This window comes from Rhodospira trueperi, assembly GCF_900101965.1.
GTDB classification, from domain to species: domain Bacteria; phylum Pseudomonadota; class Alphaproteobacteria; order Rhodospirillales; family Rhodospirillaceae; genus Rhodospira; species Rhodospira trueperi.
On sequence record NZ_FNAP01000006.1, the window covers coordinates 241339 to 267409 of the forward strand.

Annotated in this window: 25 protein-coding genes; 12 read left to right on the forward strand and 13 right to left on the reverse strand. The window is 68.0% G+C overall.

Annotated elements, in window-relative coordinates; genetic code table 11:
* Positions 1 to 242 precede the first annotated feature (242 nt).
* The 4 genes from tldD to BLS85_RS10050 all read left to right on the forward strand — a co-directional run bounded on the left by tldD (position 243) and on the right by BLS85_RS10050 (position 5835).
* Positions 243 to 1676 (forward strand): metalloprotease TldD, encoded by a 1434-nt coding sequence (tldD, locus tag BLS85_RS10035; RefSeq protein WP_092785811.1) that lies wholly within the window; start codon positions 243 to 245, stop codon positions 1674 to 1676.
* A gap of 21 nt (positions 1677 to 1697) precedes the next feature.
* Positions 1698 to 1877 carry a hypothetical protein gene (locus BLS85_RS10040; RefSeq protein ID WP_092785813.1) on the forward strand — a complete coding sequence of 60 codons (180 nt, stop codon included), beginning with the start codon at positions 1698 to 1700 and terminating at the stop codon, positions 1875 to 1877.
* A 243-nt stretch (positions 1878 to 2120) separates the two neighbouring features.
* Positions 2121 to 4238 carry an RNA degradosome polyphosphate kinase gene (locus BLS85_RS10045; protein ID WP_245699177.1) on the forward strand — a complete coding sequence of 706 codons (2118 nt, stop codon included), beginning with the start codon at positions 2121 to 2123 and terminating at the stop codon, positions 4236 to 4238.
* Positions 4239 to 4266: 28 nt separating this feature from the next.
* Positions 4267 to 5835, forward strand: a complete 1569-nt coding sequence (locus tag BLS85_RS10050) for a Ppx/GppA phosphatase family protein (RefSeq protein WP_092785817.1) — start codon at positions 4267 to 4269, stop codon at positions 5833 to 5835.
* A gap of 220 nt (positions 5836 to 6055) precedes the next feature.
* On the opposite strand, the gene BLS85_RS10055 is transcribed toward BLS85_RS10050, so the two are convergent.
* From BLS85_RS10055 to BLS85_RS10075, 5 genes are all read right to left on the reverse strand, one after another.
* The gene (locus BLS85_RS10055) at positions 6056 to 6658 is read right to left on the reverse strand and encodes a CC0125/CC1285 family lipoprotein (RefSeq protein WP_143027152.1); all 603 of its coding nucleotides are present in this window, start codon (positions 6656 to 6658) and stop codon (positions 6056 to 6058) included.
* A gap of 460 nt (positions 6659 to 7118) precedes the next feature.
* Positions 7119 to 7553 carry a hypothetical protein gene (locus BLS85_RS10060; RefSeq protein ID WP_092785821.1) on the reverse strand — a complete coding sequence of 145 codons (435 nt, stop codon included), beginning with the start codon at positions 7551 to 7553 and terminating at the stop codon, positions 7119 to 7121.
* 132 nt (positions 7554 to 7685) lie between these two features.
* Positions 7686 to 8486: an indole-3-glycerol phosphate synthase TrpC gene (trpC, locus tag BLS85_RS10065; RefSeq protein WP_092785823.1), complete on the reverse strand. Its 801-nt coding sequence runs from the start codon at positions 8484 to 8486 to the stop codon at positions 7686 to 7688.
* Positions 8483 to 9529, reverse strand: coding sequence for an anthranilate phosphoribosyltransferase (trpD, locus tag BLS85_RS10070; RefSeq protein WP_092785825.1), 1047 nt, complete (start codon positions 9527 to 9529; stop codon positions 8483 to 8485). Before trpD ends, trpC begins: the two co-directional genes overlap by 4 nt.
* Positions 9526 to 10146, reverse strand: a complete 621-nt coding sequence (locus BLS85_RS10075) for an anthranilate synthase component II (protein ID WP_092785827.1) — start codon at positions 10144 to 10146, stop codon at positions 9526 to 9528. Before BLS85_RS10075 ends, trpD begins: the two co-directional genes overlap by 4 nt.
* Positions 10147 to 10501: 355 nt before the next feature.
* Here BLS85_RS10075 and BLS85_RS10080 point away from each other — a divergent pair, with 355 nt between their 5' ends.
* From BLS85_RS10080 to BLS85_RS10090, 3 genes are all read left to right on the forward strand, one after another.
* Positions 10502 to 12766 (forward strand): heavy metal translocating P-type ATPase, encoded by a 2265-nt coding sequence (locus BLS85_RS10080; protein ID WP_092785829.1) that lies wholly within the window; start codon positions 10502 to 10504, stop codon positions 12764 to 12766.
* A gap of 572 nt (positions 12767 to 13338) precedes the next feature.
* The gene (locus BLS85_RS10085; RefSeq protein WP_092785831.1) at positions 13339 to 13950 is read left to right on the forward strand and encodes a biotin transporter BioY; all 612 of its coding nucleotides are present in this window, start codon (positions 13339 to 13341) and stop codon (positions 13948 to 13950) included.
* An 85-nt stretch (positions 13951 to 14035) separates the two neighbouring features.
* Positions 14036 to 15619, forward strand: a complete 1584-nt coding sequence (locus BLS85_RS10090; protein ID WP_092785833.1) for a carbon-nitrogen hydrolase family protein — start codon at positions 14036 to 14038, stop codon at positions 15617 to 15619.
* Between the two features lie 34 nt (positions 15620 to 15653).
* On the opposite strand, the gene BLS85_RS10095 is transcribed toward BLS85_RS10090, so the two are convergent.
* Complete coding sequence (locus tag BLS85_RS10095; RefSeq protein WP_092785835.1) at positions 15654 to 16781, reverse strand: sensor histidine kinase; 1128 nt, start codon at positions 16779 to 16781, stop codon at positions 15654 to 15656.
* Positions 16782 to 17297: 516 nt separating this feature from the next.
* Between BLS85_RS10095 and BLS85_RS10100 the strand changes: the two genes are divergently transcribed.
* The 3 genes from BLS85_RS10100 (at position 17298) to BLS85_RS10110 (ending at position 19416) form a co-directional block, all read left to right on the forward strand.
* A complete protein-coding gene (locus BLS85_RS10100; protein ID WP_176793583.1) occupies positions 17298 to 18311 on the forward strand; it encodes a sodium-dependent bicarbonate transport family permease in 1014 nt (337 codons plus the stop codon).
* 42 nt (positions 18312 to 18353) lie between these two features.
* Positions 18354 to 18674 carry a P-II family nitrogen regulator gene (locus tag BLS85_RS10105; protein ID WP_092785839.1) on the forward strand — a complete coding sequence of 107 codons (321 nt, stop codon included), beginning with the start codon at positions 18354 to 18356 and terminating at the stop codon, positions 18672 to 18674.
* A gap of 133 nt (positions 18675 to 18807) precedes the next feature.
* A complete protein-coding gene (locus BLS85_RS10110) occupies positions 18808 to 19416 on the forward strand; it encodes a hypothetical protein (RefSeq protein WP_092785841.1) in 609 nt (202 codons plus the stop codon).
* Between the two features lie 364 nt (positions 19417 to 19780).
* Here the strand turns inward: BLS85_RS10110 and BLS85_RS18700 are convergent, their stop codons facing one another.
* Together BLS85_RS18700 and BLS85_RS18705 are read right to left on the reverse strand one after the other, a co-directional pair.
* The gene (locus tag BLS85_RS18700) at positions 19781 to 20572 is read right to left on the reverse strand and encodes a hypothetical protein (RefSeq protein WP_143027153.1); all 792 of its coding nucleotides are present in this window, start codon (positions 20570 to 20572) and stop codon (positions 19781 to 19783) included.
* A gap of 159 nt (positions 20573 to 20731) precedes the next feature.
* The gene (locus BLS85_RS18705; protein WP_143027154.1) at positions 20732 to 21262 is read right to left on the reverse strand and encodes a hypothetical protein; all 531 of its coding nucleotides are present in this window, start codon (positions 21260 to 21262) and stop codon (positions 20732 to 20734) included.
* A gap of 9 nt (positions 21263 to 21271) precedes the next feature.
* Between BLS85_RS18705 and BLS85_RS10125 the strand changes: the two genes are divergently transcribed.
* Both BLS85_RS10125 and BLS85_RS10130 read left to right on the forward strand, forming a co-directional pair.
* Positions 21272 to 21571, forward strand: a complete 300-nt coding sequence (locus BLS85_RS10125) for a hypothetical protein (RefSeq protein ID WP_092785846.1) — start codon at positions 21272 to 21274, stop codon at positions 21569 to 21571.
* Between the two features lie 48 nt (positions 21572 to 21619).
* Positions 21620 to 21874 carry a hypothetical protein gene (locus tag BLS85_RS10130; protein WP_092785848.1) on the forward strand — a complete coding sequence of 85 codons (255 nt, stop codon included), beginning with the start codon at positions 21620 to 21622 and terminating at the stop codon, positions 21872 to 21874.
* On the opposite strand, the gene BLS85_RS10135 is transcribed toward BLS85_RS10130, so the two are convergent.
* The 5 genes from BLS85_RS10135 to BLS85_RS19105 all read right to left on the reverse strand — a co-directional run.
* Positions 21861 to 22499: a hypothetical protein gene (locus tag BLS85_RS10135; protein WP_143027155.1), complete on the reverse strand. Its 639-nt coding sequence runs from the start codon at positions 22497 to 22499 to the stop codon at positions 21861 to 21863. The two genes, BLS85_RS10130 and BLS85_RS10135, sit on opposite strands and share 14 nt — an antisense overlap.
* A 107-nt stretch (positions 22500 to 22606) precedes the next feature.
* A complete protein-coding gene (terL, locus tag BLS85_RS10140; RefSeq protein ID WP_176793585.1) occupies positions 22607 to 24112 on the reverse strand; it encodes a phage terminase large subunit in 1506 nt (501 codons plus the stop codon).
* Positions 24105 to 24440: a hypothetical protein gene (locus BLS85_RS10145; protein WP_092785852.1), complete on the reverse strand. Its 336-nt coding sequence runs from the start codon at positions 24438 to 24440 to the stop codon at positions 24105 to 24107. The genes terL and BLS85_RS10145 overlap by 8 nt, the downstream gene beginning before the upstream one ends.
* Before the next feature lie 30 nt (positions 24441 to 24470).
* On the reverse strand, positions 24471 to 25688 hold the full coding sequence (locus BLS85_RS10150) for a phage head spike fiber domain-containing protein (protein WP_092785854.1): 1218 nt from the start codon (positions 25686 to 25688) through the stop codon (positions 24471 to 24473).
* A 125-nt stretch (positions 25689 to 25813) separates the two neighbouring features.
* Positions 25814 to 26071 (reverse strand): phage head spike fiber domain-containing protein (locus BLS85_RS19105; protein WP_218128363.1); only part of this gene is annotated, 258 nt, incomplete at its 5' end.

Sequence of the window (26071 nt, forward strand, 5' to 3'; positions counted from 1 at the left end):
CGGTCTTGAGTCGCGGTTGGGAGACGAAAACGGGTCCGGACGGGGCTACAAGCCCCGTCCGGCCGCGAACAGGCCGGCACCGACCGCAACCGGCGATCTCCCACCATCGTGAGACCTGCCGGCCACGGACGGCTTGAATTGGCTCCTGCGAACCAGATCTGCTAGGAGAGCGGACAACGCGCGCCGCCCGCGCGCCCCCCCTGTCCCGTCCAGATGCTCGATCACGCTGGGAGACCGTTTCCATGCCCCATGATGCCCAGGCCGAGGCCCTGTTCTTCGACCGCGCCGGTCTCGACCGGTCCCGGGTGGCCGCCATCGTCGATGACGCCCTGTCCGGCTGCGACGACGGCGCGCTGTTCCTGGAATACAAGCAGTCGGAGAGCTTCGGGCTGGACGACGGGCGCATCCGCACCGCGTCGTTCGACACCGCCCAGGGCTTCGGGCTGCACGCCGAGGCGGGCGAGACCGTGGGCTTTGCCCATGCGACGCTTCTGGACGACGCGGCCATCGCCCGCGCCGCCGAGACGGTTAAGGCGGTGCGGACGGGCTCCGGCGGCACGCTGGCGCTGCCGCCGCAACGCACCAACCGGCATCTGTACACCAACGACAACCCCATCGACGGGCTGGGCATGGACCGCAAGGTGGCCGTGCTGTCGGCCATCGACGCCTATGCGCGCGGCAAGGATCCGCGCGTCGTGCAGGTCATGGCCAGCCTGACGGCGTCGTGGCAGGCGGTGACGATCCTGCGTCCGGGCGGGGAGTCGGTGGCCGACATCCGCCCGCTGGTGCGCGTCAACGTGGCCCTGGTGATGCGCGACGGCGAGCGCATGGAAAGCGGCAGTTACGGCTGCGGCGGGCGCATGGCCTACGAGTCCTTCGTCACCGAGGCGCGCTGGCAAGGCGCCGTGGACGAGGCCCTGCGGCAGGCCATCGTGAACCTGGAGAGCATCGACGCCCCGGCGGGTGAAATGCCGGTGGTGCTGGGGCCGGGCTGGCCGGGGATTCTGCTGCACGAGGCGGTCGGCCACGGCCTGGAGGGGGACTTCAACCGAAAGAAGACCTCCGCCTTCTGCGGTCGGCTGGGCGAGCGCGTGGCCGCCCCCGGGGTGACGGTGGTGGACGACGGCACCCTTCCCGACCGGCGCGGCTCGCTGTCGGTGGACGACGAGGGCACGCCGACCTCGCGCACCGTGCTGATCGAGGACGGCATTCTGAAAGGCTACATGCAGGACCGCATGAACGCCCGCCTGATGGGGGTGGCGCCCACCGGCAACGGCCGGCGCGAGTCCCACGCCCATCCGGTGCTGCCGCGCATGACCAACACCACCATGGAAGCCGGCGACAGGGACCCCGAGGAGATCATCCGCTCGGTCAAGAAGGGCCTGTACGCCGTCAACTTCGGCGGCGGGCAGGTGGACATCACCTCCGGCAAGTTCGTCTTTTCGGCCTCCGAGGCGTACCTGATCGAGGACGGCAAGGTCGGCCCGGCGGTCAAGGGCGCCACCCTGATCGGCCACGGGCCGGAGGCGTTGACCCGCATCTCCATGATCGGCAACGACCTGGGGCTCGACCCCGGCATCGGCACCTGCGGCAAGGACGGCCAGGGCGTGCCGGTGGGCGTGGGCCAGCCGACGCTGTTGCTCGACCGCCTGACCGTCGGCGGCACGAGCGCATAAACACCCGGGGAGCGGGCTTCGATGATCGTGACCGTCGGCGACTCGCAGGCCATGGAAACCCTCGTGCTGTTGGCGCTGGCGTTTCTGGTCGGCGTGCAGGCGTTTCCCCTGTCGCCGACATGGCGGCGGCGCGGCCTGATCGTCGGTGCGGTCTGCCTGGGCGGTGCGATCCTGCTGGCGGTGGCCGCATATCTTTGGTGATCGGTCGATGACCGCCGGTTTCATTTGACCTGGACGGCCCGGTCGGCCTCAATCGGCTCATCGGAGGATCAGGGCGGTCACCGCACCGGCGGCCCACCGCGCCACGTCCCTCGATGTGGCGCCAACCAAGGCAGAACAGGGGAGGCCGTCATGGCAAGCGCCGTGGACGCGACCGCGAAAGACACACAGGCGCCCGCCAGTATCGGGGAAATCGTGGCGGCGACGGTCGAGCGCGGCATCGGGATGGATTCGCCGGAGCGCTTCATCAACCGAGAGCTGTCGTGGCTCGGCTTCAACTTCCGTGTTCTGGACGAGGCCCGCAACCAGCGCCATCCCCTGATGGAGCGGGTGCGCTTTCTGTCGATTTCCGGCTCCAACCTCGACGAGTTCTACATGGTCCGCGTCGCCGGCCTGAAAGGGCAGGTAACCGCGGGCGTCAACAAGACCAGCCAGGACGGGCGTACCCCGGCCCAGCAGCTTCAGGAGATCAACCGCACCGCGCGCGAACTTCTGGACGAGCAGCAGGAGATCTGGGTTGAGTTGCACGCCGAACTGCGCGAGGCCGGCGTGGCGGTGATCGGCGTCGGCGAACTGACCGCCGAGGACCGCGACTGGCTGGAACGGCACTTCGACGACCAGATCTTTCCCATCCTGACGCCGCTGGCCATCGATCCGGCGCACCCGTTCCCGTTCATTCCCAACCTGGGCCATGCCCTGGTGCTTCAGCTCAAGCGGGAGGGCAGCGACGAAAGCCTGCGCGCCCTGGTGCCCCTGCCCGGACAGGTGGACCGCCTGGTCCGCCTGCCGGGCGGCGGCCATCGCTACGTTCTGCTTGAGGACCTTGTCGAGCTGTTCCTGGGGCGCCTGTTCCCGGGGTTCCGCGTCGATCAGAGCGGCCATTTCCGCGTCATCCGCGATTCCGAAATGGAGATCGACGAAGAGGCCGAGGACTTGGTCCGCAGCTTCGAATCGGCGCTGAAGCGGCGGCGGCGCGGCCACTGCATCCGCCTGACCCTGAATGCCGACATGCCGGAGCCCCTGGTCCGCCTGATCTGCGAGGAACTCCACGTGGCGGAGGAGGACCTGTTCCGCCTGAACGGTCCCATCGGCATGGCCGACCTCAAGCAATTGATCGCCGACGACCGGCCCGACCTGCTGTTCGTCCCCTTCACCGCCCGCTTCCCGGAACGCATCCGCGACTTCGGCGGCGACTGTCTGGCCGCCATCCGGGAAAAGGACATCGTCGTCCACCACCCCTATGAGTCCTTCGATGTGGTGGTGCAGTTCCTGCGGCAGGCGGCGGCCGACCCCCAGGTGGTGTCGATCAAGCAGACGCTCTACCGCACCTCCAACAACTCGCCCATCGTCGCCGCCCTGATCGAGGCCGCCGAGTCCGGCAAGAGCGTCACCGCCATGGTGGAACTGAAGGCCCGCTTCGACGAGGAGGCCAATATCCGCTGGGCGCGCGACCTGGAACGGTCCGGCGCCAGTGTTGTCTACGGCTTCATGGACCTAAAGACGCACGCCAAGATCTCCCTGGTGGTGCGCCGGGAATCGGGCCAACTGCGATCCTACGTTCACTTCGGTACCGGCAACTACCACCCCATCACGGCCAAGATCTACACCGACCTGTCGTTCTTCACCGCCGACCCGGAACTGTGCCGCGACGCCGCCACCGCCTTCAACTACATGACTGGCTACGCGAAGCCGAAGGGGTTGGAAAAGCTCCACTTGGCACCGCTGACCCTCAAGGGGCGGTTGCTGGAGCTAATCGAGGCGGAGGAAGCCCATGCCCGCGCCGGCCGCCCCGCCTGCATCTGGGCGAAGATGAACAGCCTGGTGGACAAGGATGTCGTTGACGCGCTGTACCGGGCCTCCCAGGCCGGCGTGCAGGTTGATCTGGTGATCCGGGGGATCTGCTGCCTGCGTCCGGGCGTGCCCGGCCTATCCGACAACATCCGCGTCAAGAGCATCGTCGGCCGCTTCCTGGAGCACTCGCGCATCGCCTGCTTCGGCAACGGCCACGACCTGCCCTCCGACAAGGCCTTGATCTACATATCCTCAGCCGACTGGATGCCACGCAACCTTGAGATGCGGTGCGAAACCCTCGTGCCCATCGAGAACGAAACCGTGCGCACCCAGATCATGGAACAGATCATGGTCGCCAACCTGAACGACGAACAGCAAAGCTGGTACCTCATGGCGGACGGCACCTTCCAGCGTGTCGATTCCGCCGAGGACGCGTTCAATACGCACGAGTACTTCATGACCAACCCCAGCCTGTCGGGACGTGGCAAGGCGCTCGACCGGGCCAGCAAGAACCTTCCGCAACTGATCCTGAAACGGCGCACGCCGACCTGACCACCAGTCGCCGACGGAGGGGCGGGCCATGGACACCACGGAAGACCTTTTGTCGTCCGACAGGCGGCCGTTGGGCGTGGGCGAGGTCCCGCGCACCGGTCGGGGTCAGGACAACGCCCCCGTGGGCATCATCGACATCGGCTCCAATTCGGTGCGTCTGGTGGTCTACCGGGGCGGCGCGCGCGTTCCCGTGCCGCTGTTCAACGAAAAGGCCGTGTGCGCGCTGGGGCAGGGTCTGGGCGCCACCGGCCGCCTCAACCCCGAGGGCCGCGACCTCGCGCTGGCGGCGGTCGGGCGCTTCGTGGCGCTGAGCGAGGCGATGGGGGTGACGGACCTGCATGTGCTGGCCACCGCCGCCGCGCGCGATGCCGCGGACGGCGGCGCCTTCGTCAAGGAGTTGGAGTGCGCCAACGGCATCACCGTCACGGTGCTCGATGGCCCCGACGAGGCCCGCCGCGCCGCCCTGGGTGTGCAGTGCGCGGTGCCGGACGCCGAGGGCGTGGTTGCCGACCTGGGCGGCGGCAGCCTGGACCTGTGCCGGATCGACAACCGCGCGTTCACCGACGTGGCCAGCTTCCCGCTCGGCCTGCTCCGGCTGGCGGAGGACTCCGGGGGCGGGCAGCGCGACGCGGCCGAACGCATCCTGGACGAGGCCCTGGCCGGTCTTGGCTGGCTGGAGCGCGGCGCCGGACAGTCGCTGTACGCCGTCGGGGGCGCCTGGCGCGCGCTGGCGCGGGTGTGCATGGACCAGATGAACTATCCACTGCGGGTGCTGGACAACTTCACGGTCAGCGCCGCCGACGCGGCCACGCTGCTGGACGCCATCGGCGACGCGTCGCCAAAACAGTTTTCCGAGGTGTCCGGACTGAGCAAGAAGCGCATGGCCGCCCTGCCGCTGGCCGCGACCACGCTGGACCGGCTGGTGCGCGCCGTGCGGCCCCGGCGGGTCGTGTTCTCCGTTTACGGGGTGCGGGAAGGCCAGTTCATGTCCGGCCTTCCCGAAAGCCTGCGCAGTCAGGATCCGTTGCTGGCCTCGATGACCGTCATGGCCCGTCAGGCCGGACGCTTCCGGGTCCATGGCGACGAGGTCGCGGCGTGGATGGCGCCCCTGTTCCCGGCCGAGCCACCGGAACTGACGCGCCTGCGCCTCGCCGTGTGTATCATCGGCGACATTTTCTGGAGCGAGCACCCCGACTACCGCGCCGAACAGGCGTTCCACCGGGTGCTGCGGCTGCCGTTCATGGGGCTGGATCACCGCGACCGGGCCGGGCTGGCGCTGTCGATCTATCACCGCTACGGCGGCGATCCGAAGGCGGACTTCGTCGGTCAGGCGGAGGCGCTGTTGGACGACCCCGCCCGGGCCCGCCGCACTCGCATCATCGGCGCCGCGCTGCGTCTGGCGCACACCCTGAGCGGCGGGGCGCCCGGCGTGGTGAGCCGTACCCGCCTGGACCGCGCGCCCAACGGCACCCTGACCCTGAGTGTGCCGGCCGACACGCCCCTGTTCGATCCGGCGTTCATGCGGCGGCGCCTGGACAAGCTGGCCCGGGTCCTGGACCTGACCCCCGCCGTAGCGGAGGGTCGGCCCAAGCGCTGAGGGCGGTCATGATGATACGAAAACGGCTTGATTGGTTCGCTTGCGTCAGTCGCCGATCCGTAGGTTGGGGTGAGGGGCAACGCCCCGAACCCCAACGGATACGGTCAACGTTGGGGTTCGCGCCGCTCACCCCAACCTACGGGCCAGTTTGCGGGATTGCGAACGGTTCATCCGGTTTCCGTATGACAGGACCGGGGACCTCGACCACCGGCCGATCCGCTCACGGCCCGGTGGCGGCCGCACCGGCGTCAAGGGTCTTCAGCACCTCCCGGGCATTGAAGGCCTTTGGATTGTCTGACGGCGCCGGGCCGTCGCGCAGCGCGATCAGGGCCGATGCCGTGTAGCGCCGGTCGGTGCGGGCCGCATAGGAGCCGTACGGATAGCCCCAGGGGTCGTGCCAGGGGTCGTACCACGGGGAATGCCATCCGAAGTATCCGTGACGGTGGTAGCGGCGCCAGCCCCATGCAAACGACGCCCGGGGCACCGCCTGAACGGACGTGAACCGCTCGGTGTCCTTCTCGACGATGATGAAGTGGTCGTGGCCCCGATGCACCGTCACCTCGGCGGCGCGGCGCAACAGGGCGGTCTCCACCGTCTCCCGGGGCGTGCGCGCATTGCCGGCAAATTGGACCCGCACACGGTCTGACGTGATCTCCTGACCGCTGTAACCGAAGCCATTGTTCCCGGTGGCCGGCCCGTAGCGAGTCGACGGAGTGGACGACGCACAGCCGGCCAGACAGGCTAGAACGACGAGGATCGCCAGCCGCCGCGCCGGCACGGGCGGGCGAGTCGGGCGGGACCGAAGAGTCCAAGCGAGGGGCATGACCGACACTCCCCAGAAATGCCGCACGAACCCGGCCGTACCGCCCGGCGAAGGGCGCCGGGGTGATCCGCGCCGCCTCAGTATATCATGCCGCGCGGCCAAAATGAGAACAGCTGATGCCCCTGGCTAGGGCAATCGGGTGAAAGGGTGTGTGGTCGCAAAGACGTGGCCATAAAGACGTGGGGATCATGTGCCTTGGGGCGGAACGCTCGACCGTTTTTTTTGGTAGGGCGGATTCGCCCCGCGTAGCGGGGCAATCCGCCGCGTGGCGGCGACGCGGCGGGTTGCGTGACCGCCGGTCCATACAAACCCATGGAGGGCGGATTCGCCCCGCGCAGCGGGGCAATCCGCCGCGTGGCGGCGACGCGGCGGGCTGCGCCTTCGGCGCGAACCCGCCCTACGACGGTTCGCGTTTCGCCAACAGTGCAGTCACCCGATTGCCCTGTGCCCCCGCCGGTCTTCACTCGCCCGTCATGTAGTTGTATTCCCGGCAGGAGAACTCGACGTCGGGGCCGCAGTGGTAGAACTGCACGTACTGAAAGCGCCCCGCCTCGGCCTCATGCACCGCGCGGCCGGACGGCGTGGACACCGTCAGACTCAGGCGGGCGGAGTCGCTGCCGTTCATCGCCCGAACCGAGAAGTTGCGCGGCATGGTCAGGGTCATCGTTCCCTGGGACGGATCGCCCAGCGACGACAAATCCTCGGCGCGGTACTCGGTCTTGACGCCCTCGCGGCTGATCTCCAGCCGCGACTCCGTCAGGCAGGTGCGCAGATCGACGGGCTGGCCGTCCTGGTCACAGCGCAACTCGACCTGGGCGCCGTCGGCGGCCCGGGCGGCGACCGGCGCGAGGGTCAGCGCCGCCGCCAGGGCGATGGCGGTTCGATTCAGTGTCATGGGTGATCCCTTGGTTTCACGGTGCGCCGACGCCGCGGTTCGGCGCGGAACATCCAACGTGAACGGTTGGATAACAGGAACCGCGAATGAAAGTCATTGACGGGGCGCAATCACCCCGGCCCGACGAGGCGGTCAAGCCGGTGTGGGCACCAGCAGCGCGGCCACGGCGGCGCTCACATCGGGCTGGCGCATGAAGGATTCGCCGATCAGGAACCGCCTAGCGCCCGACTCGGCCATGCGCTCCAGGTCGGCGCGGGTGCGCAGACCGCTCTCGCACACCAGATGCCGGTCGGGCGGCACGTTGGGAGCCAGCGCCTCCGTGGTTGCCAGGTCGGTCATCAGGGTCTTGAGGTTGCGGTTGTTGATCCCGATCAGCGGACACGGCAGGGCCAGCGCGCGGTCTAGTTCGGCGGCGTCGTGGACCTCCACCAGCGCGTCCATGCCCCAGTCGGTGGCGGCCGCCGCCAACTCGCCGGCCAGCGTGTCGTCCACGGCGGCCATGATGATGAGGATGGCGTCGGCGCCCATGGCCCGCGCCTCCGTCACCATCCAGGGATCGACCATGAAGTCCTTGCGCAGCACCGGCAGCGCGCAGGCCGCCCGCGCCGCCCGCAGATAGGCGGGATCGCCCTGGAAGAACGGCGCGTCGGTCAGCACCGACAGGCAGGCCGCGCCCCCGTCCGCGTAGGCGCGGGCCAGCGCCGGCGGGTCGAAGTCGGGGCGGATCAGCCCGGCGGACGGCGAGGCCTTCTTGATCTCGCAGATCAGGCCGAAGCCACCGGCCTTGACCTTTGCCGTCAGGGCCGCGCCGAAGGGCCGCACCGGCGAGGCGGCGCGGGCCTCGGCGTCCAGGTCGGCCTGGGAGACGGCGGCCCGCCGGATCGCCATGTCCGCGCGAGTTTGCGCGCAGATGCGCTCCAGAACGTCGCTCACGCCTCCGCGTCCTCGACCGGCGGTTCGTGGGTGATGGCGGCCATCTTGGCCAGGGTGGCGCGGGCGGCGCCGCTGTCGATGGCCTCGGCGGCGCGTTGGGCGCCGTCCTTCAGGGTGTCGACCCGGCCGGCGACGATCAGCGAGGCGGCGGCGTTCATCACCACGATATCGCGGTACGGCCCCTTGGCGCCGTCCAGCATGGCGCGGATGACATCGGCGTTTTCCTCCGGCGTGCCGCCCTTGAGGTCGTCTGGCTTGGCGCGCGGCAACCCCGCGTCCTCGGGCGAGACGGTGAAGGTCTCCACCCGCGCGCCGTCCCAGGCGGCGACATGGGTGACGTCGGTCGTCGTCACCTCGTCGAGGCCGTCGGCACCGTGGACCACCCAGGCCCGGTCCGCCCCCAGACGCCCCAGAACATGGGCCAGGGGTTCCACCCAGTGAAGCGAGAACACGCCCATCATCTCCCGTTTCACACCGGCCGGATTGGACAAGGGTCCCAGCAGGTTGAAGATCGTCCGCGTGCCCATCTCGACGCGCACGGGGGCGACGTGCTTCATGGCGCCGTGGTGGCGCTGGGCGAACATGAAACCGATCCCGGCGTCCTGAATGGCGCGTTCGATGACCGGCATGGGGGCATCAAGGTTGACCCCCAGCGCGGCCAGCACGTCGGCGGACCCGGACTTGGACGAGGCGGCGCGGTTGCCGTGCTTGGCCACCGGCACGCCGCAAGCCGCCACCACCAGCGCGGCGCCGGTGGAGACGTTGTAGGTGCCGGCGGCATCGCCGCCGGTGCCCACGATGTCCATGGCGCCCTCGGGCGCGCTGATGCGGGTGGCCTTGGCGCGCATGGCGCGCGCCGCGCCGGTGATCTCCTCGACCGTTTCGCCGCGCACCCGCAGCCCCATCAGCAGGGCGCCCATCTGCGCCGGCGTGGCCTCGCCGGCCATCAGCAGGTCGAACACGGTCTCGGCCTGGGTTTCGTCCAGGGGCAGGCCGTCGGCGACGCGGCCGATCAGCGCGCGCAGGGGAGACGGGGCGGTCATGCGGCGGCCCTCCGGCGTTCGATGTCTTCAAGGGGCGTCAGGCCGGTCAGTCCGGCCAGATCGAGGAAATTGCGCAACAGGGCATGGCCGTTGGCCGACGCGATGCTTTCCGGATGGAACTGCACGCCGTGCAGCGGCAACGAGGTATGGGACAGGCCCATGACGAGGCCGTCCTCTGTCCAGGCGGTGACTTCCAGGCCGTGGGGCAGGCTGTCGCGCTCCACCACCAGCGAGTGGTAGCGGGTGGCCTCGAACGGGGACTCGAGGCCGGCGAACAGGCCGGTGCCGGTGTGGTGGATCCGGTCGGTCTTGCCGTGAACCGGCTCCGGCGCCCGGACCACCGTGCCACCCATGGCCTGCCCGATGGACTGGTGCCCCAGGCACACACCCATCACCGGCACGCGCCCGGCGGCGGCGGTGATCAATGCCAGGCAGATGCCGGCGCGGTCGGGATCGCACGGGCCGGGCGAGATGACGATGGCCTTCGGCTCCAGCGCCAAGGCCTCGTCCACGGTGACGGCATCATTGCGGCGCACCTCGACATCCGGCCCCAACTCGCCGAGATAATGCCAAAGGTTGTAGGTGAAGCTGTCGTAGTTATCGATCAGAAGCAGCATGACGGGAACGGCCCCCCTGGTCCGGCGAGGGCCGCAGAATCGCAGCGGGAACGAGGACGGTCAAGTCCGGCCGACGCATGGCAGGGCAATCGGGTGAAAGCACGCCCCACTATCTTTTATGAAGGTAGGGCGGATTAGACCCGCGAAGCGGGGCAATCCGCCGTTTGGCGGCGATGCGGCGGGTTGCGCCTTCGGCGCGAACCCGCCCTACAAAGTCTCGCGTTTCGCCAAAGGTGCCTTCATCCGATTGCCCTGCGACGCATGGGGGCGTGGTCTTTGGTGTGTTGACGGATGGGCCGGCCCGGACCACGTGAAAACCAGAAACAAGCCCGCCGCCCGTCCCGAAGGGAGCCGCATGGATACCGAGAGCCCCACCCATACGATTGATCTCGACATCACCGGCATGACCTGTGCCGCCTGTTCGGCACGAGTTGAGAAGGTGCTGGGCAAGCGCGATGGGGTGCGGGAGGTCCGCGTCAACCTCGCCACGGAACGCGCCCGCGTGGACGTGACCGAGGGCGGCGCTTCGCTCGAGGAACTCATCACCGCCGTGCGCAAGGCCGGCTACGAGGCGGCGGAGCATACGGAGGACGGGGCGGCGGCCCTGGACACCACCTGGGGCGGCGACGGCCGGGATCGGCGCGATTTGGCCATCGGGGTCATCTTCACGCTGCCGCTGCTGGTCGAGATGATCGCCATGTGGGTCGGCCTGCCGTTCCACCTGTCCCCCTGGTTGGCGCTGGCGCTGGCCACGCCGGTGCAGGTGGTGGCCGGGGCGCGCTTCTACGTCGGCGCCTGGAAAAGCCTGCGGGCCGGCACCGGCAACATGGACGTGCTGGTGGCCCTGGGCACGTCCGCCGCCTATCTGTTCAGCCTGTGGCGCGTGGTGACCGGCGCGGCCGATCAGGGGCTCTATTTCGAGGGCGCTGCGGTCGTCATCACCCTGGTGCTGCTCGGGAAAGGGTTGGAGGCGCGGGCCAAGGGCTCGGCGGCGGCGGCGATCCATGCCCTGATGCGCCTGCGGCCCGACGTGGCTCGGGTGGAACGGGAGGACGGCTCGACCGCCGAGGTGCCGCTAAGGCAGGTGGCGGTGGGCACCGTCGTGCTGGTGCGGCCCGGCGAACGGGTGCCGGTGGACGGCGAGATCCTGTCCGGCGAGAGCCAGCTCGACGAAAGCCTGATTACCGGCGAGAGCCTGCCGGTGGCGCGGAGTCCCGGCGACGCGGTGATCGGCGGCGCCGTCAACGGCGATGGGCTGCTGCGCGTGCGCGCGCGCAGGGCCGGCGGCGAGGGCCTGCTGAGTCGCATCATCCGGCTGGTGGAGGATGCCCAGGCCAGCAAGGCGCCGGTGCAGCGGCTGGTGGATCAGGTGGCGGCGGTGTTCGTTCCCGCCATCGTGGCGATCGCGGCCGTGACCTTCGGGCTCTGGCTGGCGCTGGGCGGCAGCGGCGAGGCGGCCTTCGTCGCCGCCGTGTCGGTGCTGGTGGTGGCGTGCCCCTGCGCGCTGGGGCTGGCGACGCCGACGGCGATCATGGTCGGCACCGGACTGGCGGCGAGGCGCGGCGTGCTCATCAAGGACGCGGCGGCGCTGGAAGGCGCGCACCGGGTGAACACCGTCGTGTTCGACAAGACCGGGACCCTGACCGAGGGGCGGCCGGTCCTGGACGCGGTCGCCGTGACCACCCCCGATCTGGACGCCGATGGTCTGGTGTCCCTGGCGGCCAGCGCGCAACAGGGCAGCGAGCATGTGCTTGCCCGCGCCATCCTGGAGGCCGCCGACGCCAAGCAACTGCCGCTCAGCGCCGTGGAAGAGTTCTCCGCCCTGCCGGGGCGCGGGCTGTCGGCGACCGTGAAGGGGCGGCCGCTGCTGATCGGGTCGCGCCGGCTGATCGCGGAGCAGGGACCGATCGACGACAGCGTCGAAACGCTGGCGCGCGACCTGGAACGCGGCGGGCGCACCGTCGTCTGGGTGGCGGCCCGGAGCGGCCCCGTGCTCGGCCTGATGGCCCTGGCCGATCCCGTGAAGGCGGGCGCGGCCGAGGCGGTCGCGGCCCTCAAGGCCCGGGGCCTGACGCCGGCGCTGCTGACCGGCGACTCGCGTGCCGTGGCCGAGACCGTGGCCGCTCAGGTCGGCATCGACGATGTGCGCGCCGAGGTTCTGCCCGCCGACAAGGCCGAGGTGGTCAAGGCCCTGCGGGCCGAGGGCCGCATCGTGGCCATGGTCGGCGACGGCATCAACGACGCGCCGGCGCTGGCGGCCGCCGACGTGGGCGTGGCCATGGGGTCGGGCACCGACGTGGCCATGGAGGCCGCCGGCCTGACCCTGATGCGCGGCGATCCACGGCTTCTGGTGACGGCGCTCGATCTCTCGCGCGCCACCTACGACCGCATCCGGCTGAACCTGGGCTGGGCCTTCCTCTACAACCTCGCCGCCGTGCCGGCCGCCGCGCTGGGATATCTGTCCCCGGCCGTCGCCGGCGCGGCCATGGCGCTGTCCAGCGTCAGTGTGGTGACAAGCTCCCTGATGCTGCGGACCGGAAAGGCGGCGCGGACGCACGGTGCGGGGGAGGAATCGAGCCCTTTGGTCCCGCCGACGCGTCGAGGGGGTCCTCTCGCGTGACCGCGACGGACCATCACAGGGTGCCTGCCGATCCCGGATCGGGACCTCTTGCAGCATGTTCGGCTTTTTCACGCGGCGCCACGACGGTCCTTGAGGGGGCAGCAATTCTCAGGATGGCGGGAGAACACCTGTTGCGACCCGTGCCGGCCCACAGGAATCCCCTCATTTCCGGAGTATGCAATTAAATCAACGGGTTAGCGAGCAGGCCGGTTCCGCGCAACCCATTGATTTTCCACCGTTTTTCGGAAATGAGGGGATTCTTGAGGTGCAGGCTTGGTCTCCTCCCCTCGTCGGGGGGAGGTTGGGAGGGGGCGAGTTGATAGACGCGCCGCTTTCTCCTTTCGCATCACCCCCCACCCCAGCCCTCGCCATTCCAGGGGAGGGAGGCCGATCCGCGCGTGGGGCTCCTGTCAGACACCCAGCGAAAGCCGGCTGGACAGTGACAGGTCCAAATTGAGAACGTCTGGTTGATCGCCCACATGCTTGCGGTTGGGCTGCTTCACGTCTAGGATTTTCCGCGAATGCAAGCCGGCCCGGGCGAACCGGGCGTTCGGGAGAAAGAAGGACACCCCATGACCACAGCGACCCTGACTCACGACACCCTGGCACAGGCCCTGTGGCCGACCCGCGCCAACGCCAGCCCCGTGTCGCCGGCCCTGCGCGCCCTTCTGCTGGTGCTCGCCGGCAGCGCACTGCTGACCGTGTCCGCCAAGGTGCAGGTGCCCATGTGGCCGGTCCCCATGACCATGCAGACCTTCGTCGTGCTGGTGATCGGCGCCGCCTATGGCTGGCGCCTGGGCGCGGCCACCGTACTGCTCTACCTCGCCGAGGGCGCCTTTGGCCTACCGGTGTTCGCCAACTCCCCCGAGCGCGGCATGGGCCTCGCCTACATGATGGGCCCCACCGGCGGCTATCTGGCCGGATTCGTGGTCTCCGCCGTCGCGCTGGGCTGGCTGGCCGAGCGCGGTTGGGACCGCTCGGTGGTCGGGACCCTGGGGGCCATGACCCTGGGCTCGGCCATCATCCTGGGCGGCGGATTCCTGTACCTGTCCACCCTGATCGGCCCCGAGGCCGCCTGGACCGCCGGCGTGCTGCCGTTCCTGCTTGGCGCGGCGCTGAAGGTTGCCCTGGCGGCGGCCGTGCTGCCGATGGCCTGGCGTCTGGTCAATCGACGCGGCGCCTGATCAGGCTCCCACCGCATATCCGATGGAATGAACCCCCCGCGCGGGGGTTCATTTCTTTGAGCCATCCGATAAGGCGAGGACCATCATGACCGACGCCCAGGTACCCGATTCGCATGCGACCGAGGACCAGACGCCGCGTCTCGTCGTCAGGCGGGCGGAAATCGCCGATATCGAGGCCATCCGCGCCCTGTGCGCCCAGGTCTATCCGGACGTCGCGCCCTACAGCAGCGCCCACCTGCGCGGCCAGATGCAGAATTTCCGCGACGGGCAGTTCGTCGCTGTGTTCGAGGGCCGCATCGTCGGTTACTGCGCCACCTTCCGCATCGCCGAGGCGCCGGCCTTCGCCCTTCACACCTGGATGGAGATCACGGGTGGTGGGCTGGCCTCGCGCCATGACCCGGACGGCGACTGGCTGTACGGCATGGAGGTGTTCGTCGATCCGGAATACCGGGGCTACCGCATCGGCCAGCGCCTGTACGGCGCCCGCAAGGGGCTGTGCCAGCGCCTGGGGCTGAAGGGAATCGTGTTCGGCGGGCGGTTGCCGGGACTGCACCGGCGCATCAAAAAGGTCGGCTCGGCCGAGGCCTATGTGCAGGCAGTGCGGGACCGCAGCCTGCGCGACCCGGTGCTGTCCTTCCAGATGCGCAACGGCTTCGAGCCCATTGGCGTGCTGCCGGCGTACCTGCCGTCGGACAAGGAATCGCTCGGCTACGCCGCGCATCTCGTCTGGCGCAATCCGAAGTACAGCGGCGATCAGGCCGGCGGCCGTCCGGCGCGTTCGCGCTACTCCCAGCGCACGGTGCGGGTTTCCATCGTGCAGTACCAGCAGCGCCGCGTGCGCTCGTTCGAGGAGTTCGGCCACAACGTCGAGTACTTCGTCGATGTGGTGGCCGATTACCGCGCCGATTTCGTGGTCTTCCCGGAGCTGTTCACGCTCCAGCTTCTGTCCATCGAGAACCAGCGCATCCCGGCGTCGGAGGCCATCGCCACCCTGACCCGCTACACCGAGCCCTTGAAGGAACTGCTCAGCCGGCTGGCCGTCAGCTACAACATCAACATCATCGGCGGCTCGCACCCAACCATGAGCGAATCCGGCGAGATCCTGAACATCTGCTATGTCTGCCTGCGCGACGGATCGGTGCACCAGCAGGTCAAGATCCATCCGACGCCGAACGAGCGCTTCTGGTGGAACATCGAGGGCGGCGACCGCGTCGACACCATCATGACCGACTGCGGCCCGATCGGCGTGCTGATCTGCTACGACAGCGAATTCCCCGAACTGCCCCGGCACCTGGTGGACCAGGGGGCGCAGATTCTGTTCGTGCCGTTCTGCACCGACGAGCGCCAGAGCTATCTGCGGGTGCGGTATTGCTGTCAGGCGCGGGCGGTGGAGAACCAGTGCTACGTCGTGCTGTCGGGCAACGTGGGCAACCTGCCCAACGTCGAGAACATGGACATCCAGTACGCCCAGAGCTGTATCCTGACGCCGTGCGACATGCCGTTCGCCCGCGACGGCATCGCCGCCGACACCTCCCCGAACGTGGAGATGGTGGCCTTCGCCGATCTGCGCATGGAAGACCTCGCCGCCGCCCGCCAGGGCGGCACGGTGCAGAACCTGCGAGATCGCCGCTTCGATCTGTATTCCGTGGCCTGGAACCGGAAGGGGTAGGGCGGGCCGGGCGCCGCGGTTTCGTCGTCGGCCCTCAGATGTGGTCCGCTCCCCGCGCGGGCGGAAAGACCATCTCGAAGGTCGACCCCTCGTTGGGGCGGCTTCTGACGTCCAGGCGCCCCCCGTGGATCTCCATGATCGCGTTGACGATGGAGAGGCCGATGCCGGAGCCCGCCAGGGTGCGTTCCTGATTGTTCACGCCTTGCCGAAAGCTGTTCAGAAGGAAGCGGACCTGCTCCTCACTCATGCCGACGCCCGTGTCCGACACCCCAACCACCACCGACGCGTCACGGGACCGGCGACAGTAGAGGTGGACGGTTCCCCCAGGCCGGGTGAACTTCAGCGCATTTGAGACAAGATTCAACAGGGCCGTGCGGAACAGGTCAGCGTCCCCAACAACCAGACCACCGGAGTTGGCGTTGCCGCATGAAACAGACAGGGAAACGTCCTTCAGGTGCGCCGTGTCGCGAAATCTAGTCAAACAGTACTTTATTTCGTCAGGAACCCAGATATCTGACACATAAAGATCCTGCGTCCCGCGATCAAGATCGAACAACAGGAACATGTTATCCACAAGCGTCCGCATTTTCTCGGCGCTCTTCAGAATATCTTCTCCGCATTGCTTGTACCGTTCATGTCCGACCGCGCCGAAGATCTCGGTCTGCACCATTTCGGCGGACACCATGATGCCGTTCAGCGGCGTGCGCAGTTCATGGCTCATGGAGGCCAGGAAGTTGCTCTCGGTCTTCAGCGCGGCTTGCGCGACCTTCAGGGCCTTGTCGCGCTGCCGTTCCGCCTCCCGCCGTTCCGTGATGTCATAAATGTGCGAAACGATCGCCTGGATATCATCCCGTATCAGAGGTGTCGTATATATTTCGACATCACGAAAGTCGCCGTTAGATTTTTTGTGGCGGGCCACAAAAAGCGTCTGTTTATTCTCAAGGGCTCGCATGCGTGCGATGTAATGAGCGCTCGGTTCAAAAAAAGGAGATATTAGATCAATGCAGCGTCCAACAATATTCTGTTTTTCATACATATAAAAAGACAAAGCAGATGCATTGACGTCAAGTATCGTGCCAGATGCCGCCTCGATCACGAGCATAACAGAGTTCGATTTTTCGAACAGGCTATCGTAAAGGGATTCGCTTTGTATCTCGCGCACCCAGGCCTCTGATCTTCATGGGGTGACGGAAGTGTTGAAGGCGCACTTTAGGTCCGGAGAGGCTCAGGCAGAAGTCCGATCCCGTAACGTCTGCTTGACATACACTCACGATCCGCCTCTGGCCGTCAACCCCCAAACGAGATTGGACGGGGTCGCGATGAATGGGAGGCCTCGAAAAACGGGCGATCCGGCCGGGTCGGCGACGTCGGCCCGGCCCGGGCCATCCTGGACCGGGCGGTCGCCCTGTCGGAGGAGACCGGACGGTTCATCGCGCCCAACCCCGACAAATCGTCAACACGAGGGAGGCTAAACCCGCCGGAATCCCGTATAAGGCCGGCGCGAGGCGAGCCATCGGCCAATGCCCACCGGCCCCGACGCTGGCGCCGGTCCGGCAGGCGCGGCAGACGGTGCGGATTCGGACGGTCGGGCCGCGCTGGCGCTGCCCCTGCCCCCCGTCTGGCCGGACAGAGATCAAGGGACGCAGCCTCACTCAAGGGACCGTGTCCGGAGGTGACCATGCTCAGCAATCTGATGATCCCCGCCGTGCTCTTTTTCGGTCTCGGGGTTGTGGCCCGGCTGATCAAGTCGGACCTGAAGTTCCCGCCGGATCTGGCGAAGGCACTGTCGATCTATCTGCTGATGGCCATCGGCCTGCACGGCGGCGTGGAACTGGCCAAGGCCGACATGGGCGCGGCCGTCAATGCCATCGTCTGGGCGCTGATCCTGGGCTTCGGCATGCCGATCCTGGGATACTGGCTGCTGATCGTCACCCGTCGGGTCGGCCCGCTGGACGCCGCCGCCATCGCCGCGCACTACGGCTCGGTCAGCGCCGGCACCTTCCTGACCGCGCTTGCCTTTCTGGACACCCAGGGGGTGGCTTACGAGACCTATCCGCTCATCATGCTGGCGGTGATGGAATCCCCGGCGATCGTGATCGGCCTGCTGCTGGCGGCGCAGGCCCGTCAGAAGATCAAGCGCAACGCCCAGGGCGACGGTTCGGGTGATGCGGGCACCGGCGGCGGCGACGGGCGGATGCGCCTGGGCGCCCTGCTGCACGAGGCGTTCACCAACGGCAGCGTCGTGATCCTGGTGGGATCGATGATCATCGGCGCGGTCTCGCTGCCGGGCGCGATGGAGAAGCTCAAGCCCTTCATCGACGACATCTTCATGGGCGTCCTGTGCCTGTTCCTGTTCGAGATGGGCATGGAGGCCGCGCGCCGCCTGGGCGACTTCAAGCGGGTCGGCGCCCTGCTGGCCGGTTACGGCATCCTGATGCCGCTGATCGGCGGCACCATCGGGGCTCTGATCGGCCATTCCGCACTGGGCTTCGGCGTCGGCGGCACCACCCTGGTCGCCGTGCTGGCCGCCAGCGCCTCCTACATCGCCGTGCCGCCGGCCATGCGGCTGGCGGTTCCGGAGGCCAACCCTTCCCTGTATCTTACCCTGTCTCTGGGCATCACCTTTCCCTTCAACGTGGTCGTGGGCATCCCATTGTACCACTGGATGGCCGGCCTGCTGGCGGCAGCCTGACCCATGAGCGACGCGGCGCGGAAGCTCGGACGGAGAGACGACATGGCGAACCTCTACCCGGAAAAGCTGATCACCATCATCACCACCAGCATGCTTGAGGAACGCCTTGTCCGCGTTTTCCACGAGCGCGGGACCAGCGGCTACACCATCGTGCCGGCACGGGGCGCGGGCTCGCGCGGCGAACAGACCGGCATGGATTTCGACGCCAACATTCTGGTCAAGGTGGTGCTGCCGGCTGATCGGATGGACCCGGTGCTGGGTGACCTGAAACGTCTGATTGGCCAGGGGCATCACCTGACCATCTACGTCGGTGATGTGGCGGTGATCCGCCCGGAGAAGTTCACCAAGCCGTTCGGGGCCTGAGCGCGGGCGCGACTTGTCGCCCGCGGCGGCTCTGCTGGCGTTCGCGCGCGGGTATGAAACCGTGCTGGCCGCGCAGGTGGACCGGCTGCTGGCGGCGTTCGGGAAGTGTTTCTTCATGTAGGCTGGGTTCTGCATGTACAGCCGGATCGCTTCGGCCATCTTTTCGGCGCGCACATCGTCGCCGCGATATCCACGGGTTTCGGGCGTGGTGCGCAGGCGCGGCCGCGTGGCCGGGTCTGTCCGCCGCCACGTCGCTGGCGACAGCCCTGTGCCGCTCGAACGCCAGGACCGCCTTGAGCGTTGGATCCGGGTCGCACGCCAAAAGGCGATCAGCCAGCCCGACGGCCTCATCGAAGCGACCGGCGCGGCGCAGAACGTCCGTCAGACGGGTCGCCGTGTGTTCCGCCTCCTCGGCCCCGGGGTCCAGTGTTTCCAGGGCCGCCGACATCAATTCCACGGCCTCGTTTCGACAGGTCCGGGCCTGATCAGAGTCGCCATCGTCGTCGGCGGCCCAGGCCGCGCCAAGGGTCAATTCTCCGGCAAGGCCAAGATCGCCTTGATGGCGGACGATCAGGGCCGCGCGGAGGAGCCGCCCCGCCAGCGTGTCCCCAAGAGGGCCTGTCCTGAGCGCTTGGAACGCTTCGGTGCGCACCGCCGCCCGCGCGCGGTCGTCTGCTCGGGCGATATCAAGGGCGGAATACCCGCAGGACGGGCATACCTGAACCGAGAACCGCAGCATTGAGCGTGCGTTTTTGGCCGGACGCAGGTCGAGGTCCGGTGGTCCCGAAACCTGGGTGCTGGCCACCCATCTTTGCGGACTCCGATGGCGGCACAAGGCGCAGCGCACTTTTTTGGTGAAGCGCGTCGTCATGGACGACATTCCAGGCATGGGTTCTCGTGTTTCCACGCTGGCGGACCGTGTCCGTGACCCACGTTCCGCCGGTCCTTGGCAGTGTGGCGGGACGGCGCGTCGTCCAGGACCCGACACCGCAAAGCGCCCACAAAGCCATGATGAATCATAGAGCTATTCCATGATTGCGGATGGTTCTTTCCGCGCGCCAACCTAATGACTAGCCTCCGTTTGCTCCAGGCGCCACCCTGGGGTGCTAGAATATCAGCGTTTGCCCTTTCATGCCTTCGAGTTCCGGCGCCGAGGTCTCCTCGCTCCCGCCTCTCCCCGTCAGGGCGAGCCAGGACGCCCCGATGGGCACACCGGCCTCGTTGAACTGGATGGTGCGGTTCAGTCTCGGATGGGTGTTGACGTATTCGCGGATGCGCCGCGCCGCGTTGGGGAAATGTTCCTTCATGTAGGCGGGGTTCTGCATGTACAGGCGGATGCCCTCGGCCACCTTCTCGGCACGGACGTCGTCTCGCCGGTACCCCAGGTGCTCTGGGCGGGTCTGCCGATACGCGGGGTCCGCCACGGACGTCCAGACCCCGGAGTCATTTTGCACATGATAGAGGGCGTTGAATTGGCGGACGGATCCGGTCAGGGGAATTCCCGTGCGCCCCTCGGCAATGTCATCAATCGCATGACCGACCTCGTGGGCAATGACGTTGTCCCGATGGACCCCTTCAAGTCTGTCATGAACCTGGATGTACCGTTCCGGGCCATCTATTCCCGGGCGCGTGATATACGCACCAAGAGCTCCCCGCGGGAGCGCGCGGCTCGTATCAGCCTTAATTCCACGGCCCAAGAGTCCCTCTCCGACTGTGACCACGTCTTCGGGTTGCAGCGCTTGATCCAGTCCGGTTGCGCTTCTTCTTCCGGCGATAAACGGCGCCGTAAGAGGCGTGCCTTCAATGCTTTCTCTGAGAGTTCCTGTGTCATCCGCCGGCACTCCCTTCGGATCGTCCGCCTCAATCGGGCGGGCGGGGACATCATCGATCCGCCGCATATGATACCGCCCGACGATAGGATTGACACGTCCGGCCTCCACGACGCCCAGCCGGTGTTGTTGAGTTTTTGTTTTTCTCGCCGCAGCGCCCCTTCGGGGCGCGCGGCTCCGCCGCTTCGCGGCGCCGGCGCAGTCGCGCCGGCCGGCCGTCGAATGAAGTCAGTTCATTCGACGGCCGGTATGACTTGTAACAGGAGGTCGTGCTTCAAGCAAGTTTCCGGGGTCTCCGATGCCCGCATTCCGTATGGGTTGCGCGACCACGTCGTCGGCGTGGGTCAGGGCGTCGACCAGGGACTCGGCCGCCTGACCGACTTTTTTCGCCCCGCGCGCGACCGTTCCCAGCACGGGAATCGCGCCGATCAGCGCCGTGGCCGCGTGTGCGGAGTGCGGCACCTTGGCCCACCCGTCCGCCCGGTTCGCCGCCACCATGGAGTCGAAATAGTTCGCGCCGAAGGCGCAACCCGCCGCATCGCCGCCACACGGCGGATTGCCCCGCTTCGCGGGTCTAATCCGCCCTACCTCCTCTCCTGGTCCGGGATCGGGTTCTTGTGGACGGCTGTCGGGGTCATGCTCGGCAGACCTGATGAAGAGAAGAGCGGGACAGGGTTGGACACGAGGCATCGTCCCGCGCGCCCCCTTGTCGGCGACGCAGCCTGATCGCAGAATGCGATGCTTGATCGTGCGTGACAAGGAGGCCCCATGTTACCCGACGATGCGCCGTACGTGGCGGACAAGCTGGAAGAACTCGGTATCACCGCCGCTGAACTCGCGTATTTGATCCGCGCCGACCTCGCCGACGTCGAGGCCTGGGCAGCGGGTACAGCCAACGTGCCAGGCCCCATCAAGTTCTTGCTCAAGTGCATCAGCCGCGATCTTGGGTCGCCGCTTGTCCTGATCCGCGATGAGTTCGGGCCGATTCTGAAAAACGGGGTCACGATGGCCTTGGCGCAACACGCGACCCCTGGCGGCGCGCGAATTGATGCTCGCGACAACCTGTGACGACGTCGGTTCGCGGTGCACTAAACAGCCCAGAAACAGGAGGCACCCATGTCGCTTCATCCCCTCGCCCGCCGATGGGGCACCCCTTACAACGGCACCGGCATTTTGCGCTTTGGATTTGTCCGTGATCGTGCCGTGGCCGCCATTGTCGATGCGCGAACCATTGAGGAAGCCGCCGCGACCTTGCCTCCAGGAACATACAGCGTTCGTGTCTTGCCCTTCGACTGGTCTACGGACACGAACCAGCCCGTCGAGGACATCGAATACTGGCCGGGGGCCGGTGAACCGATCATCGTCCCCTGATGTTTTTTCGGATGTCACGCATGTACCGCGCGACATCGGCGCGTGTGTGCTGACCTCCTTCACGACGAGGGCGCAGATCAAAAACCTGCCGTTCCATTGGTGCATTGTCGTCGTAAGTCATCCATCCTTTCCGTTCCAGATGATTTACCATTGGGCCGTGGTGGTCGGCCTTTAATCGGCGCCACGCGAACAAATCATCTCCGTGGCGAAAGAATGCAATGGCCTGCCCGCCTTCTGGATCGGCCAAAATATCCTCAATTTCTTGTTTGGTGGGCCAGTTGTACACGAGTGGTTCAGTCATGGCGTCCTGTGCCCACTTCGGACGTGGAACGGGTCCCTTCAGGACGCCTGCGACGCTGGGTATACCCGGCAACAAGCCGGCCGCCGACAGCCCATAGTTTACCGGCGTCCGGCTTTCGGGGTCGGTCGCGAACGTCCGCAGGTCGTTCGCGAACCCCACGGCATCGCCGACACCCGGAATCGGCGCGGTTGCGACCGTCGCGGCGTCATAAGGGTTCCGTGCGGCCCAGCGGCCGGTGGCCTCCAGGGCACGGCGATCCCCGGCAAAGGCCTGCGGGTCCCGGATATCCACGCCGCCGGCCTGATAGGTATCGGCCAGGGCCATCGGCATGCCCGGCGGGTATGGCGTCGGGGCACGTCGTGTCGTCGAATTTGGCACTGTCGTCTCGAATCCACCCATCGGTCATTCTCTTGGCGTTGGGGCTCAGGCCCTCACGGGCTCCAGTCGGTCTCGGCAGCGTCGAACGGACCCGCGCCCGGGCGCCAGTCGCCGGCGCGCGAGACCCCGCGCGGCCCCACCCCGCGCCCCAGCCGCACCGGCTCGCTGGCGAGACAGCCGGCGACCGCGTCCAGGCCGTCGTCACGGCCGCCGCCCAGCGGCCGCCACTCCCGCATTTCCGAAATGAACGGCGTGTCCCAGACCGAGCGGTGCGCCCACAGCGCGCGCTCGGCCAGCACGGGGTCGAAGGCATCGACGATGCGGCGGTCCTTGGCACGGGTGGAGACATGCTCGACCACCGCCGCCGCGACCCCCTGTTCGCGCAGGACCTTCCTCAACAGCCCGGGCAGGAAGCGGCCGATTCCGTTGGTCTCCACCGTCACGGCGGGCAGGTGCATCTCCTCCAGGATCGCCGCCACCTGCCGGCACAGGGCGCTGGCGGCGTCGTCGGGCGCGTCCTCCCCCGACGAGGCCGTCAGGTACGCCACCCGGTGCAGCCAGTAGGTGCCGTCCTCCGCGGTGAACAGAACCGCCAGGACGGAGCCGTCGCCGCCTTTTGCCGGGTCGCCCAGCGCCGGGTCCCACCAGCACGCGGCGGAGACCAGCCGGCGCTCGCCCAGACGCAGCACCGGCCGGCCGCGCACCTCTGAATAGCTGAGGTCATCGTCGTAGACGCGCAGGCGGTCGGGATCGAGACGGCTGTCGGCGATGTTCACCGGCCGCAGCTGCATCTGACTGGCGAACTTGTTCGGCCCCTGATGGCGCCGGATCTGGGCGATGGTCGCTGCCGTGAACTTGTCGGGCCACGCGCTCTTGCCGTCGGCGCCCAGAAGCGGGATTTCCAGGCGCGGAAAGCCGTGCAGGAACGGCCGCGTCTCGCCGGCCTCCGGCCGCGCCTCTGCCGCGTAGATCGAGTGGTGGGCGTGCGGCGTGCCGACGTAAACCTGGACGCCGCCCGGGGTGAGCACATAGTCCAGTTCGGACAGGCGGGCGCGCAGGTGGGCGCGCTTGATCACCGTGTCGGCGGTGTTGGGCACCTCGACGTCGTCGCAGATGATGACGTCGGCGCGGCTGCCGGTGATGTTGCCGGTGACCCCGCGCGCGACCATGGAGGGATCGCGGCTCTCGGTCGGCCGGACGACGGTGAACTGGTCCGCCGCCCACTGGTCGGCGCGCGGTGGCTTCAGGTCGGGGGTGGCCGGATGGCGCTCCAGGATGCGCTTGACGTTGCGGACCATGCGCGTGGCCAGCGCGTGCTCCGCCGCCAGAACGAGAATGCGGGTGTCCGGCCAGCCGGCCAGCAGCCAGGCGCAGAACAGCCCGACCACGGTGGACTTGCCGGAGCCGCGAAAGGCCATCAGCAGGCAGCCCCGGTCGCGCTCCGCCCAGCGCCGTTCCAGCCAGCGCGCCATGCGCAGGTGGTGGGCCGGGGTGTCGCGCTCCTGCACATGGTTCCAGATCCACAGGAATTCGGAGAACGACAGGCGCGGCTCAGTCATCCGGGGCGTCATCCTCGTCTTCGGTGCCGTCGCCCACGGCGGCGCGGGCGCGGGCCAATAGGTCGCTCAGGGCGTCCGGGTGGTCATCAGTTGGTCCGGACAGGTCGAGCCCGACCCGCCCGGCCAGCTTGAGAAGAAGGTCGATGTGCGCCAGCACGGCCTTGCAGCCGCTTTGCCAGGCGCCGAACTCCTTTGCGTCCTCGGGGACCGGACGGGCGGCGAAGGCGTCGTAGGCATCCAGCGCCCGGTGCAGGGTTTCGGGCAGCGAGGCACGCAGGCGCTCGCGCGCGGCCGACAGATCGGCCGCGGCGGTGGGGGTCGTGGTCATGCTGATCTCCACAGGGCGAATTCGCGAGGATCACACCGTGATGGTCTGCAGGTCCGGCTCGGCCATGCGGCGCGGGAACAGTCCGATCTGCCGCACCCAGCAGCGCGGGCCGACGGTGCCGTCCGCCGCGCCGCCCAGGGTGAGGGTGGTCAGCCCCGACGGCACCGCGCCGTCGGTATCGGCGACTTCCGCCGCGCCGGTCAGCACCAGGGCGAAGTCATCGGCGGCGAACCCGACCGCACACCGGACCTGGGCGCCGCCGGTCACGCCGCTAGCGCTGAACGAGGCGACCGTGGCGCCCCCCGAAATCACGGTGACGTCGGCGCTGCCGCCGCCGGAGGCGTCCAGGGTCACCGACAGGCTGTTGCTCGTGGTGCCGTCGTGCAGGTCCGCCAGGGTGGCGCTCTGTCCGGCGGGCACGGTCCCACGCACCAGAAAGCTGCCCTCGAAGGGATTGAACGCCCCGTCGGCCAGCGCCAGGGTGACCTGATCGGCGGCGCGGGTCGCCGTCGTCGCGGCCGTGGGGATGTAGCTTGTCGGGCCGGTTCCGGCCTCAAGCTGGGCGCCCCAGACATGAACGCCGCTGCTGCCGTCGCCGGTGTAGGTCGAGAAGCCCGTGGTGTCCCGCAGGCGGAAATGCACCGGTGCAAGGGCAACGGTGATGGTGGCCGTGGCGGTGATGGCGCAACGATACCAGCCGTCCGCGAGGGCTTCCATGGTCACGGACGGGGTGCCCTCGGTGGCATCGACGGTGCCGGCGACCAGATTGAAAACAGCCGATTGCACCGCGCCGAATGCGGTCGAGGGCAGAATGACCTGCAGGCGCTCGCGGCCGTTGCTCCGCGCGAAGATGGACAGCGCATAGGCCTGTCCGGCGGTGAAAGACAGGTCCTCCTGATACAGCGCGTGAATGGCGCTGGCCGAATTCTCTGTGATCAGATCGGCCGCGCCGACGCCGTCCGGGGCCGTCACCGATCCGGTCGCCACGCTGGCGGCATCCGTGACCCACAGCACGTCGCTAAAGGTCTCGGAATGCAGGATCGCGTTGGTGCGGGCCTCCTCCACCAGCCAGCCCCGATAGGCGCCGGTGTCGGGATCGAAATCGTGCCGCAGGGTGTCGGCGGGCACGGTTTCCACGCGGCCCAGGGCCGAAACGCAGGTGGCCGCGCTCGCCCGGGTCACCGAGAGCGATGACGGCGTGGCCGTCGGCCGAGCAAGCAGATGCAGGGTCGGATAGATGATGGACATGAACGGTCTCCATCGGGAACAGGCTCGGCCGGCGACCGCGCGTGACGCGACGCGCGATCGGATGCCGCGAGCGTTTTGAAGGGCTGCGGGAGGTTATCGGTTGGGACGGCGAAGGGGGGCCGCGCTCATACCGCCTCCGCCCAGATGTCGGACCACAGCCCGGCCGGGCAGGTCCATTCGGTGGTCTGGCCGGCGAACACCAGGGGCGCGCCGGCGGTATATTCGGTGCCGTCCGCCGCCGTGCCGATCAGTTTGATGTCCCGGGCGGCGGGCGGGGTGTCGCTCAGCACATCCGCCGCCCGCGTCGCGGCGGACCCGGACGTGGGGATGTAGGACGTCGCGGCGGCGCCGGCCTCGACCTGAAAGGCGCAGACCTCGACATC